The organism is Segatella copri, assembly GCF_003465495.1.
Taxonomy (GTDB): Bacteria; Bacteroidota; Bacteroidia; order Bacteroidales; family Bacteroidaceae; genus Prevotella; species Prevotella copri_G.
Genome location: NZ_QSAV01000002.1, coordinates 136,592 through 149,302, shown reverse-complemented (window position 1 = coordinate 149,302; position 12,711 = coordinate 136,592). Strand labels below are relative to the sequence as shown.

Annotated in this window: 10 protein-coding genes and 1 tRNA gene; 9 read left to right on the top strand and 2 right to left on the bottom strand. The window is 49.3% G+C overall.

The window, feature by feature from the left end; all coding sequences use genetic code 11:
• Positions 1-573: 573 nt before the first annotated feature.
• Complete coding sequence (gene asnA / locus DWV53_RS01170; protein WP_117691585.1) at positions 574-1,611, bottom strand: aspartate--ammonia ligase; 1,038 nt, start codon at positions 1,609-1,611, stop codon at positions 574-576.
• A gap of 258 nt (positions 1,612-1,869) precedes the next feature.
• Between asnA and DWV53_RS01165 the strand changes: the two genes are divergently transcribed.
• The 3 genes from DWV53_RS01165 to DWV53_RS01155 all read left to right on the top strand — a co-directional run bounded on the left by DWV53_RS01165 (position 1,870) and on the right by DWV53_RS01155 (position 5,514).
• Positions 1,870-1,943 (top strand) — tRNA-Arg (locus tag DWV53_RS01165).
• A 34-nt stretch (positions 1,944-1,977) separates the two neighbouring features.
• Entirely contained in the window at positions 1,978-3,201 is a 1,224-nt protein-coding gene (gene pepT, locus DWV53_RS01160) for a peptidase T (RefSeq protein WP_117727575.1), read from the top strand.
• 57 nt (positions 3,202-3,258) lie between these two features.
• On the top strand, positions 3,259-5,514 hold the full coding sequence (locus DWV53_RS01155) for a cation:proton antiporter domain-containing protein (RefSeq protein WP_117727576.1): 2,256 nt from the start codon (positions 3,259-3,261) through the stop codon (positions 5,512-5,514).
• Between the two features lie 11 nt (positions 5,515-5,525).
• On the opposite strand, the gene DWV53_RS01150 is transcribed toward DWV53_RS01155, so the two are convergent.
• Positions 5,526-6,401, bottom strand: a complete 876-nt coding sequence (locus DWV53_RS01150; RefSeq protein WP_117727577.1) for a DUF5715 family protein — start codon at positions 6,399-6,401, stop codon at positions 5,526-5,528.
• Positions 6,402-6,633: 232 nt separating this feature from the next.
• Between DWV53_RS01150 and DWV53_RS01145 the strand changes: the two genes are divergently transcribed.
• The 6 genes from DWV53_RS01145 to prfA all read left to right on the top strand — a co-directional run bounded on the left by DWV53_RS01145 (position 6,634) and on the right by prfA (position 12,708).
• Positions 6,634-7,620, top strand: a complete 987-nt coding sequence (locus DWV53_RS01145) for a PhoH family protein (protein WP_022120453.1) — start codon at positions 6,634-6,636, stop codon at positions 7,618-7,620.
• A 114-nt stretch (positions 7,621-7,734) separates the two neighbouring features.
• Entirely contained in the window at positions 7,735-8,685 is a 951-nt protein-coding gene (locus DWV53_RS01140; protein ID WP_006847238.1) for a phosphoribosylaminoimidazolesuccinocarboxamide synthase, read from the top strand.
• Positions 8,686-8,790: 105 nt separating this feature from the next.
• Positions 8,791-9,525, top strand: a complete 735-nt coding sequence (gene ubiE, locus DWV53_RS01135) for a bifunctional demethylmenaquinone methyltransferase/2-methoxy-6-polyprenyl-1,4-benzoquinol methylase UbiE (protein ID WP_006847237.1) — start codon at positions 8,791-8,793, stop codon at positions 9,523-9,525.
• A 12-nt stretch (positions 9,526-9,537) separates the two neighbouring features.
• Complete coding sequence (locus DWV53_RS01130; protein ID WP_118151072.1) at positions 9,538-10,284, top strand: shikimate dehydrogenase family protein; 747 nt, start codon at positions 9,538-9,540, stop codon at positions 10,282-10,284.
• A 59-nt stretch (positions 10,285-10,343) separates the two neighbouring features.
• Positions 10,344-11,492 (top strand): AIR synthase-related protein, encoded by a 1,149-nt coding sequence (locus DWV53_RS01125; RefSeq protein WP_006847235.1) that lies wholly within the window; start codon positions 10,344-10,346, stop codon positions 11,490-11,492.
• Positions 11,493-11,598: 106 nt separating this feature from the next.
• Positions 11,599-12,708 (top strand): peptide chain release factor 1, encoded by a 1,110-nt coding sequence (gene prfA / locus DWV53_RS01120; RefSeq protein WP_118151070.1) that lies wholly within the window; start codon positions 11,599-11,601, stop codon positions 12,706-12,708.
• Positions 12,709-12,711: the final 3 nt, after the last annotated feature.

Here is a 12,711-nt window from a genome sequence, read left to right as displayed (position 1 = left end):
ATTATATATATATAATATACTATCTATACAGAGAGTGGCAACAACAGCGAAAAAAACTGAATACTGAATACTGAATACGTTCCACGTAATCGGTTATTACTTTGTAATATACTGATTTATAGCGCAAAACATAGTTTTCTACACCGCAAAACATAGAGATGCGTCCCATGAAACATAGAGTTATTTCTCTTTACTAAGTTTCAAATCGTAAGCTGCTGAAAATCGCTCCTTATCACATGCCTAAATTTGTTAGATACCAGAAATCTTCGTATCTTTGCACCGGCAATCGAAAGAACAGTCTTTTGTGTCTCGCTCGAGTCTTCTATTAAGACCAACACGGGTTATAAATGATGGCAGACGCCGGTCATCAATGAAGACCCCGAAAACGGCAGAAACGGGGCGTTCTGGGGAATTTGAACCAGCTAGGTTAGAGTCATACCGACACACAACAAAAAAAGCCCCCGATGCAGAAAAGCACCGGGAGCCTTCGTAAGCAAATTATTATTATCTTAAAAAGATCAACTGAATATGCAGCACATCACAGTACTCACCATGACGCACCGACAGAAAGGCCTAGATGAGGTTCATGCCCGCTTCCTCAGCCTCCTTGCGCATCTCCTCAGGCCAGATGCTAGCCTGAATCTCACCAATGTGAGCCTTATGAAGCAATACCATGCACAGACGGCTCTGACCGATACCGCCACCAATGCTCAGAGGCAACTTGTCGTTCAGGAGCTGCTGATGGAAGTAAAGCTTCTCTCTATCCTCCTTGCCCTCCAGCTTAAGCTGACGCAGCAGACTCTCCTTGTCGACACGGATACCCATAGAACTGAGCTCGAAACTGCGACCCAGAACAGGATACCAGATGAGAATATCACCATTCAGTCCCATCTTGCCGTTCTCAGCCACGGTGCTCCAGTCATCATAGTCAGGAGCTCGGCCATCATGCTTCTTGCCATCGCTCAACTTGCCTCCGATGCCCTCTACAAATACAGCGCCATACTTCTTGCAGATAGCATCCTCGCGCTCCTTAGGAGAAAGGTCTGGATACATATCGAGCAAATCCTGCGCATGAATAAAATGAATCTCCTTTGGCAGGAAAGGCTTCAGCTGAGGATAATGCTCGCAAGCCAGGAACTCGGTACGCAAGATGGCACCATAGATGCGGCGCACGATATTCTCGAGGAAGGCAATGGTACGGTCTTCCTTGGTAATCACAGCCTCCCAGTCCCACTGGTCAACATAGAGCGAATGAAGATTATCCAGCTCCTCGTCAGCACGGATGGCGTTCATATCGGTATATACGCCATAAGCAGGCTCAATCTCATACTCGGCAAGCGTCAGTCGCTTCCACTTGGCAAGAGAATGAACCACCTCAGCCTGGGCTTCGCCCAAATCCTTGATAGGGAAAGTTACAGGGCGCTCCACTCCATTCAGGTCATCATTGATACCCAAACCCTTCAATACGAAGAGAGGGGCGGTAACACGACACAGACGGAGCTCGGTGCTCAGGTTTTGCTGGAAGAATTCTTTTATCATCTTAATACCCATTTCGGTCTGGCGCATATCCAGCAGCGCCTTGTACCCTTCAGGTTTTATCAAATTGCTCATTTTTATTTCATATTTAGTATTTGCGCTGCAAAGGTACAAAATAATAATTAATCTGCAAGCATTTTTCCGTATTTTTTCGCAAAATGATAGCATTTTTAAGTTTTTTAGTAGCATTTTGTAGAACAATTCACAAATACACATTATATATATGAAAAAATCTGCCCCAAATATTTGGTTATTTCAAATAAAAGCAGTAATTTTGCAGTCGACTTCCCGATTCGATGTCATTCAGGCGGAGAAACGGGCGGCAGAAAAGAGGGTCTCGTAGCTTAGCTGAATAGAGCGTCAGATTCCGGTTCTGAAGGTCGTGGGTTTGAATCCCACCGAGATCACCCGAAACAACAGAAATGATTAATAATTGAAAACATGGATTTAGTAGAACGATTTATAAACTATACGAAATTCGACACACAGTCGAGCGAAGAATCGACCAGCGTGCCTAGTACGGCAAAACAGCTCGAATTTGCCAAGTACCTGAAGAAGGAACTTGAGGACGAAGGACTGAGCGATGTCGAAATGGATGACATGGGCTATATCTATGCCACCCTGAAGAGCAATACCAAGAAAAAGACTCCTACCATCGGATTTATTTCACACATGGATACATCGCCTGATGCCAGCGGAAAGGATGTTAAGGCGCGCGTCATCAAGAACTATGACGGCAACGACATCGAGCTGAGCCCGGGCATCATCTCAAGCGTTGAGACTTTCCCAGAACTGAAAGCTCACAAGGGAGAGGATATCATCGTGACAGACGGTACTACCCTGCTGGGTGCTGACGACAAGGCGGGCATCGCTGAAATCGTACAGGCTATGTGCTATCTGCGCGACCACAATGAAATCAAGCACGGAGATATCCGCGTAGGTTTCAATCCTGACGAGGAAATCGGTATGGGTGCGCATCATTTCGATGTAGAGAAGTTTGGCTGCGACTGGGCTTACACCGTAGATGGCGGCGACCTGGGCGACCTGGAATACGAGAACTTCAATGCTGCCGGAGCTAAAATCATCATCAAGGGCGTGAGCGTTCATACAGGCTATGCCAAGGGAAAGATGGTGAATGCAAGCCGACTGGCTGTGGAATTCCAGAACATGATTCCTGAGAACGAGACTCCTGAGCAGACTGAAGGCTACCAGGGCTTCTACCACCTCATCGGTATCGAGAGCCGCTGCGAGGAGGCAAAACTCAGCTACATCATCCGAGATCACGACCGCAACAAGTTTGAAAACCGCAAGGATTTCATCGAGGACTGCGTAAACAAGATGAACGAGAAGTATGGCGACGGAACCGTAAAGGCGGTTATCTACGACCAGTACTATAACATGAAGGAGAAGATTGATCCAAACATGCACGTCATCGACATCGTGCTCAGAGCGATGCAGGAGAGCGGCGTTCCACCTCGCGTAGAACCTATCCGCGGCGGTACCGACGGAGCTCAGCTGAGTTTCAAAGGTCTGCCTTGTCCTAACATCTTCGCCGGCGGTGTCAACTTCCACGGTCCTCACGAGTTTGTGAGCATCCAGGTAATGGAGAAGGTAGTGAAGACCATCGTGAAGATAGCGGAAATCACAGAAGAATTTAATGACTAATACAGATATGGGGAATTTAGACACATCTAAATTCCCCTTTTTCATAAACAGAAAAATATGGCTGAAATTCCATTTTTAGTAAAAGACCTCGCCCTCATTCTGATGGTAGCAGGCATCGTAACCCTCATCTTCAAAAGGCTCAAGCAGCCGCTGGTGCTGGGATACATCATGGCGGGATTCCTGGTTTCGCCACACATGTCCTACACCATGTCGGTAGTCGACGAGACGGATATCCAGACCTGGGCCGACATCGGTGTCATCTTCACCCTCTTCTCGCTCGGTCTCGACTTCTCGTTCAAGAAAATCGTGAAGATGGGTGCCTCTCCCATCATCGCCACCGTGGTCATCGTGTTCTGCATGATGATGCTGGGCATCAGCGTAGGCCACAGTTTCGGCTGGGGAAGGATGGACTGCATCTTCCTGGGCGGTATGCTCGCCATGAGCTCCACCACTATTATATATAAGGCATTCGATGATATGCGGCTGCGCACCCAGAAGTTTGCCTCGATGGTGATGAGCGTGCTGATACTGGAAGATATCCTGGCTATCGTGATGATGGTGATGCTGTCGGCGATAGCGAGCGGAAGCAGTCCCGACGGCGGGCAGATGCTTGCCTCTATCGTGAAGATAGGCTTCTTCCTGGGCGTGTGGTTTATCGTGGGCATCTTCGCCATTCCGTGGTTCCTGCGTTCGGTGAGGAAACTTATCAATGCCGAAACCCTACTCATCGTTTCGCTGGGTCTGTGCTGCGGCATGGCGGTACTGAGCACCAAGGTGGGGTTCAGCAGCGCCTTCGGAGCCTTCGTTATGGGCAGCATACTGGCAGAAACCATTGAGGCAGAGAAGATTATCAAGCTTGTAGAACCGGTAAAGAACCTCTTCGGAGCCATCTTCTTCGTATCGGTAGGTATGCTGGTAGACCCGAAGATTCTGATAGAATATGCCGTTCCTATCCTCGCCCTGGTGGGCACGATACTGGTAGGTCAGGCGATATTCGGCACCTTCGGATTCATGCTCGGAGGCGAGTCGCTGAAGTCGGCGATGCGCTGCGGTTTCTCGATGGCTCAGATTGGTGAGTTTTCTTTCATCATCGCCTCGCTGGGTCTGTCGCTCGGCGTCATCAGCAAGTTCCTCTATCCGGTAGTGGTAGCGGTGAGCGTCATCACCACCTTCCTTACACCTTATATGATTCGTCTTGCCACACCTACCTACCAGGTGATGGAGAAACATCTGCCCGACAAACTCATCCATATTCTGAACCATTTCGCGATGAGCCATCCCCAGACGCAGCAGCAGAGCAAGTGGAAATCGCTGATCCGCCAGATGCTGGTCAACACCACCGCCTACTCCATCCTCTCGGCAGCCGTCATCGCCCTGATGTTCACCTTCGTGCTGCCACTGATGCGCAATCTGCTGCCCGGCTGGCATCTCCACTGGTATGCCAACGCCATCACCGGTCTGCTCACCGTCCTATTCATCTCACCGTTCCTGCGCGCCATCGTGATGAAGAAGAACCACAGTGCCGAGTGGAAACGCCTCTGGGTGGAGAGCAGCATCAACCGCGTGCCGCTGCTCTTTACGGTGTTCGTGCGCTTCATGATAGCACTGGCTTTCATCTTCTATATCATCAATTTCCTCTCGCGCTTTACCAATGCGCTGATTGTCTGCATCGGTGCCGCCGTGGTGATGCTGATGCTGGCATCCCGCCGCATCAAGAAGCGTAGCATCGTGATGGAGCGCGTCTTCGTTCACAACCTGCGTTCGCGCGATATTGCGGCTCAGGTGAACGGCGAAAAGCGGCCGCTCTACGAGGGCAGACTGCTAGACCGAGATATCCACATCAGCGAATTTGAAGTACCAGAAGATAGCAGTTGGACTGGCAAATCGCTGAGAGAGCTGCATCTGCGCCAGCGTTTCGGTGTTGACATGAGCAGCATTCACCGCGGCTCTCACCGGTTGAACATCCCGAACGGCGACATGATCATCTTCCCGGGCGACAAACTGCAGGTAATCGGCAACGACGACCAGCTGCAGAAATTCAACACCGCCCTGCAGAGCGACCTGCTGCCTGAGGAGGCTGAAATAGAAAAGCGCGAGATGAAGCTCAGCCAGCTCATCATCAGCGGCGGCAGCGAATTCCTGGGAAAGACGCTGATAGAAAGCGGAATAAGGGATAAATACAACTGTATGGTGGTAGGACTGGAAGAGGGCCGGGAAAATCTGACGCACGTATCCCCTACCCGAGTCTTCAAGAAGGGAGACATCATCTGGATAGTGGGAGAAGAAGCAGATTTGAAGAGAATCAAAAATTAAATGAAACACCACTACTTCACGGTGATATGGAAGCAGCCCTGCTTCACCTCATATTTAATATAGCAGCGGTTCTTGTTGCGGAAATCGCGGAGCACCTCGGAGAACACCCATTTCAGGGTATCATTCTGCACCTGTCGGCGAGGCTGTTCACGGGTCTGAATCTGCTTGTAGCGGTTGTAGCAGATATCGAAGGTAGTACCATAGAGATGGCACGAATTCTCGGTAGCATTGCCGTTTCGGGTACGCAGTTTCGCCACATCATCCTTGGTGCGCAGAATGCTCGTCACGATAATCTTATGCAGCGGAATACCCTTGATCTGCAACGAATCGAAATAGGCACGACCAATATCCTGGAGCAGCACAGAGGCACGAGGCACCAGGTAAGGAATACTGTTGTTCAGCTTGTCGACATAAAAGAAAGGATTGCTGCCCACATACACCAGCTTGCCCTTGCTGTTCTCCGCCTCCAGACGGTTCTGTACCGGTTTCACGCCGTGCTTAGTAGCCGCCAGAATCTGCACATCCTGCTGGTCGGGGAAAGTATTGCCGAAATGAGGCACCGAGAAGATGCGATGCTTCACCTCCTTGCCATCCTTGTCGAAGAAGATAGAAGGTTTGCCGCCCTGTGCCGTATCAGGCGTAGCGGAGAGTTCATCCTTCTTCAGGTCCTCAGCCACATTCCCTTCAGCATCAGCCGATGCATCAGAAATCTCAGCAGAAGAAGCATCAGAAGCAGCCGAATCCTTCGCAGCCACGAGCGTAGAATCAGCCACGCCAGCAGCCGCAACCTTCGGTTTTGCTACTCCCGGGAAGATGACTCTTACCAGCGCCAGAAGCAAAACCACAATACCAAAACCCTGTAAATATCTATTCTTACTAATCTTCATAATTATCTTATTTTCACGAAATAATATTCTATATTCTTCAGGCAAAACGGGAACCGCATCGCCAAATTTAGCTGCAAAGGTAACAAAATCTCTTGAAAAAATAGCTTTTTTAATATTTAAAGAATGTTTTATTCGCCGAAATTTGCTCATTTCATGGAAAAATAGTAATTTTGCAGCGTTATATAACAAAATATTAGATAGGATAGTTTAAACTTTATAGAATTAAGACATTTTGATAGAGAAACATATTGTACTCGAAGATATCGATCCAGTGATGTTCTACGGTGTGAACAATGCCCACCTGCAGATGATTAAATCGCTGTATCCTAAGTTGCGTATCGTAGCACGCGACAACGTGATTCGTGTGCTCGGCGACGAAGAGGAAATGGCAAAGGTGGAAGAGGATATTGAGCAGATGCGCAAGCACTTGCTTAAATACAACATGCTCAATGATGAAGACATCCTGGACATCGTGAAAGGAAAACAGACCAAGGCGGACAGCGTGAAAGGCGTGCTGGTATACAGCATCAGTGGCCGACCTATCAAGAGCCGCAGCGAAAACCAGCAGCAGCTGATAGATGCTTACGAGAAGAACGACATGGTATTTGCCGTGGGACCAGCCGGTACCGGCAAGACCTATCTCAGCATCGCCCTTGCCGTAAAGGCCCTCAAGGAGAAAGCCATCAAGAAAATCATCCTCTCACGACCAGCCGTAGAAGCCGGCGAAAAACTCGGTTTCCTGCCTGGCGATATGAAAGACAAAATTGACCCATACCTCCAGCCGCTCTACGATGCGCTGGAAGACATGATACCTGCCGTAAAGCTGCAGGATATGATGGAAAAGCACATTATCCAGATTGCTCCGCTCGCCTTTATGCGCGGACGCACACTCAGCGATGCCGTCGTCATCCTCGACGAGGCGCAGAACACTACCTCCCAACAGATTCGCATGTTCCTAACCCGTATGGGCATGAACACCAAGATGATTATCACCGGCGACCTGACACAGATAGACCTGCCACGCGAACAGCGAAGCGGACTGAAGGAGGCGCTCAAGATTCTGGACGGCGTGGAAGGCATCGGAGTGGTGAAGCTGGGACAGAAGGATATCGTGCGCCACAAACTCGTAACCCGCATCGTCAACGCATACGACAAGTATGACAAGGAGAGAGCGGAAGCACGGGAAGCTCAGAAAGCAGAAAAAGATAATTCAAAATAATCAGAATGAAGAATGAACTGAATGATTCTTTAAAAATAGATTTCATCAAGAATGCAGATCATAAATAAAGCATATCATAAAGTTCAAAGTTCAAAATTCAAAGTTCAAAGTAAAATGAAAGCATTAACAAAGACAGATTTCCATTTTGATGGACAGAAGAGTGTTTACCACGGTAAAGTACGTGATGTGTATGACATTAACGACGACCTCCTCGTGATGGTCGCTACCGACAGAATCTCAGCGTTCGACGTTGTTCTGCCTAAGGGTATCCCTTTCAAAGGACAGGTGCTCAATCAGATTGCAGCTAAGTTCCTGGACACAACTACAGACATCTGTCCAAACTGGAAGTTGGCTACTCCAGACCCAATGGTTACCGTAGGTTTGAAGTGCGAAGGTTTCCGCGTGGAGATGATCATCCGTTCTATCCTCACCGGTAGTGCATGGCGCGAGTATCAGAAGGGCTGCCGCGAGATCTGCGGTGTGAAGTTGCCAGACGGTATGCGCGAGAACCAGCGTTTCCCAGAGCCTATCATCACCCCTACTACAAAGGCTGACGAGGGTCACGACATGAATATCTCTAAGGAAGAGATTATCGCCCAGGGTATTGTTAGTGCAGAGGATTACGCTGTGATGGAGGACTACACACGCCGCATCTTCGCCCGCGGTCAGGAAATCGCTGCCAAGCAGGGATTGATTCTCGTAGATACCAAGTACGAGTTCGGCAAGCGCGACGGCAAGGTTTATCTCATCGATGAGATCCACACTCCAGACTCTAGCCGCTACTTCTATGCAGACGGTTACGAGGAGAAGTTTGAGAAGGGTGAACCACAGCGCCAGCTCTCTAAGGAGTTCGTTCGCCAGTGGCTCATCGAGCACAACTTCATGAACGAGCCAGGCCAGACTATGCCAGAGATTACCGACGAGTATGCAGAGAGCGTATCAGACCGCTACATCGAACTCTACGAGCACATCACCGGCGAGAAGTTTGACAAGGCTGCTGAGGAAGGCGACATCGCTGCCCGCATCGAGAAGAACGTAAGCGAGTGGCTTGCTGCACACAAGTAGTTTTTAGTTAATAGTTAATAGTTTACAGTTAATAGAGGCTACGCCGTTGAGCAACAAAGCGGTTCATGCTATAAACTATAAACTATAAATTATATACTATATATAATGTATAAGCAAGAACAGATAAAGCCCTACGAGGGCACAGGAGACAAGGGCAAGCTGGTAGAGGAGATGTTCGACAACATCGCCCCTACCTACGATACCCTGAACCACCGTCTCTCGTGGGATATCGATAAGGGATGGCGCAAGAAGGCAATCAGGCGTCTTGCGCCCTTCTCTCCTAAAAAGATGCTCGACATCGCTACCGGTACCGGCGATTTCGCCATCCTTGCCGCACAGATGCTACATCCCGACCAGCTAATCGGAGCAGACATCTCGGAAGGCATGATGGAGATAGGCAGACAGAAGGTAAAGCAGCTGGGACTGGAAAACACCATCTCCTTTGCCAAGGAAGACTGCCTTAACCTCTCGTTCCAGGACGAGAGCTTCGACGCTGTAACCGCAGCCTTCGGTATCAGGAACTTCCAGAACCTGGATCAGGGACTGAAGGAAATGTGCCGGGTACTGAAAAAAGGCGGACATCTCTGCATCGTAGAACTCACCACGCCGGTCAGTTTCCCGATGAAGCAGCTGTTCAGCATCTACAGCAACACCGTCTTGCCGATGTATGGTAAACTCATCAGCAAAGACCAGAGCGCCTACAGTTATCTCAACAAGACCATCGAGGCATTCCCTCAGGGCGAGGTAATGATGGAGGTGTTCAAAAAGGCAGGATTCGCAAAGGCAGAGTTCAAGCGACTCACCTTCGGCATCTGCACACTCTATTTCGCAACAAAATAAAACAAAAATATTATGGACAAGTATGGACTCATAGGTTACCCTCTGAGGCATTCGTTCTCAAAGAACTATTTCAACGAAAAGTTTGAGAACGAGGGCATCGATGCCCAATACATCAACTTCGAGATACCTTCTATCGAAAATCTTACCGAGATTCTCGACTCAAATCCTGAGCTTAAGGGTCTCAACGTCACCATTCCTTACAAGGAGAAAGTGATCAGCTATCTCGACGTGGTAAGCCCTGAGGCGAATGCTATCGGAGCCGTCAACGTGATCAAGGTAGAGCACAGAGGCGAAGATGTTTATCTGAAAGGATATAACAGCGATGTAATCGGTTTTACCAAGAGCATCGAACCTTATATCGAGCCTTATCACAAGAAGGCTCTCATCCTGGGTACAGGCGGAGCTTCAAAGGCTATCAACTTCGGTCTGAAATCGCTCGGACTGGAAACAGCCTTCGTGAGTCGATACGAGCGTCCGGGTACTATCCAGTACGAAAAAATCACCCCTGAGGTTATCAAGGAGTATAACGTCATCGTAAACTGTACCCCAGTGGGCATGTACCCACACGTAGACGAGTGTCCTGCGCTGCCTTACGAGGCAATGGACAGCCACACCCTGCTCTACGACCTCATCTACAATCCCGACGAAACCCTCTTCATGAAGAAGGGCAAAGAACATGGAGCCACAGTAAAGAATGGCTTGGAGATGCTCTTGTTGCAAGCCTTTGCATCATGGGATTTCTGGCACCAGGAAAAATAAGCATATCATAAAGTTCAAAGATCAAAGTTCAAAGTAAGAATATGAGTAACAATAGATATATGATGCGCGGTGTTAGCGCAGCAAAGGAAGATGTTCACAACGCTATCAAGAACATCGACAAGGGTATCTTCCCACAGGCTTTCTGCAAGATTATACCTGATATCTTGGGCGGCGACCCAGAGTATTGTAACATTATGCATGCCGACGGTGCAGGTACCAAGTCGAGCTTGGCCTACATGTACTGGAAGGAGACTGGCGACCTCTCTGTATGGAAGGGTATCGCTCAGGATGCTATCGTGATGAATACAGACGACCTGCTCTGCGTGGGCGCCGTAGATAACATCCTCGTTAGCTCTACCATCGGCCGCAACAAGATGCTCATCCCAGGCGAGGTAATCTCAGCTATCATCAACGGTACTGACGACCTGCTCCACGAGATGCGTGAGATGGGTATCGGCATCTATCCTACCGGCGGTGAGACTGCTGACGTAGGCGACCTGGTTCGTACTATCATCGTTGACTCTACCGTTACCTGCCGCATGAAGCGCAGCGACGTCATCAACAACGCCAACATCCGTCCAGGCGATGTCATCGTAGGTCTTTCTTCTACAGGTCAGGCTACTTACGAGAAGAAGTACAACGGCGGTATGGGCAGCAACGGTTTGACTTCTGCCCGCCACGATGTATTCGCCAAGTATCTCGCAGAGAACTATCCTGAGAGCTACGACCACGCCGTGCCAGACGAGTTGGTTTACAGCGGTAAGTATAAGTTGACTGATGAGGTAGAGGGTTCACCTATCAATGCCGGAGAACTGGTACTCTCTCCTACCCGTACCTACGCTCCTGTCATCAAGAAGATTCTCGATGAGCTCCGCCCAGAGGTTCACGGTATGGTTCACTGCACCGGTGGTGCCCAGACCAAGGTTCTGCACTTCGTAGGCGAGAACTGTAAGGTAGTGAAGGACAACATGTTCCCAGTACCTCCACTCTTCAAGGCGATCCACGACTGCTCAGAGACCGACTGGAAGGAAATGTATCAGGTATTCAACATGGGTCACCGCATGGAGATCTACGTACGTCCTGAGGTTGCCGAGAAGGTTATCGCCATCAGCAAGAGCTTCAACATCGATGCCCAGATTGTGGGTCACATCGAAGAAGGCAAGCGCAGCCTGACCATCAAGAGCGAATTCGGAACATTCGAATACTAATTGATAGTTAATAGTTAATAGTTTATAGCGGCTTCGCCGTTTAGCAAACTTGCCATAGGTGGTTCATGCTATAAACTATAAACTATAAACTATAAACTAAAATAAAATGGATAATAACAACATATTACAGAAGCTAGAAGGCTTAGAGAGCCGATACGAGGAAGTAAGCACCCTCATTACCGACCCTGATGTCATCGCCGACCAGACACGCTACGTGAAACTCACCAAGGAATGGAAAGACCTGGGTGATATCATGGACGCACGCAAGCGATACATCAACTGCCTGAACAGCATCAAAGAGGCAAAGGACATCCTTGCCAACGAGAGCGATCCGGAAATGAAGGAGATGGCTCGCGAAGAACTCAACGAGAACGAGGCGCTGCAGCCTAAACTCGAAGAAGAAATCAAGATTGCGCTGGTACCTAAGGACCCGGAAGACGCCAAGAACGTACAGATGGAAATCCGAGGCGGTGCCGGAGGCGACGAGGCTGCCCTCTTTGCAGGCGACCTATTTAATATGTATAAGAAATACTGCGAATCGAAGGGATGGACCGTCAGCGTGACTTCTGTTTCTGAAGGCGCAGTAGGTGGATACAAGGAAATCGACTTCGCTGTAAGCGGTACTGACGTTTACGGTACATTGAAGTACGAATCAGGTGTTCACCGTGTTCAGCGTGTGCCTGCTACTGAAACACAGGGTCGTATGCACACCTCAGCTGCTACCGTGGCCGTATTGCCAGAGGCAGACAAGTTTGAGGTGAACATCAACGAAGGTGACATCAAGTGGGATACCTTCCGAAGTTCAGGTGCCGGTGGTCAGAACGTGAACAAGGTGGAGTCTGGTGTACGTCTCCGCTACCCTTGGAAAAACCCTAACACAGGCGAGGTAGAGGAAATCCTCATCGAGTGTACCGAAACCCGTGACCAGCCAAAGAACAAGGAGCGTGCCTTGAGCCGCCTCTATACATTCATCCACGACCGTGAGCACCAGAAGTATGTTGACGATATCGCCAGCCGCCGCAAGAGCCTCGTTTCTACCGGCGACCGCAGTGCGAAGATCCGTACCTACAACTTCCCACAGGGCCGTGTTACCGACCACCGTATCGGTTACACCACTCACGATCTCAACGGTTTCCTGGCAGGTGATATTCAGGACATGATTGATGCCCTGACCGTAGCCGAGAACGCAGAGAAGCTGAAAGAAACAGAATTGTAAAAC

Excerpts from the sequence above, each read along its gene's own strand:
- asnA (WP_117691585.1), bottom strand. The coding sequence starts at position 1,611 with ATGAGCAATTTGATAAAACCTGAAGGGTACAAGGCGCTGCTGGATATG.
- pepT (WP_117727575.1), top strand. The coding sequence starts at position 1,978 with ATGGATTTAGTAGAACGATTTATAAACTATACGAAATTCGACACACAG.
- DWV53_RS01155 (WP_117727576.1), top strand. The coding sequence starts at position 3,259 with ATGGCTGAAATTCCATTTTTAGTAAAAGACCTCGCCCTCATTCTGATG.
- DWV53_RS01150 (WP_117727577.1), bottom strand. The coding sequence starts at position 6,401 with ATGAAGATTAGTAAGAATAGATATTTACAGGGTTTTGGTATTGTGGTT.
- DWV53_RS01140 (WP_006847238.1), top strand. The coding sequence starts at position 7,735 with ATGAAAGCATTAACAAAGACAGATTTCCATTTTGATGGACAGAAGAGT.
- ubiE (WP_006847237.1), top strand. The coding sequence starts at position 8,791 with ATGTATAAGCAAGAACAGATAAAGCCCTACGAGGGCACAGGAGACAAG.
- DWV53_RS01130 (WP_118151072.1), top strand. The coding sequence starts at position 9,538 with ATGGACAAGTATGGACTCATAGGTTACCCTCTGAGGCATTCGTTCTCA.
- DWV53_RS01125 (WP_006847235.1), top strand. The coding sequence starts at position 10,344 with ATGATGCGCGGTGTTAGCGCAGCAAAGGAAGATGTTCACAACGCTATC.
- prfA (WP_118151070.1), top strand. The coding sequence starts at position 11,599 with ATGGATAATAACAACATATTACAGAAGCTAGAAGGCTTAGAGAGCCGA.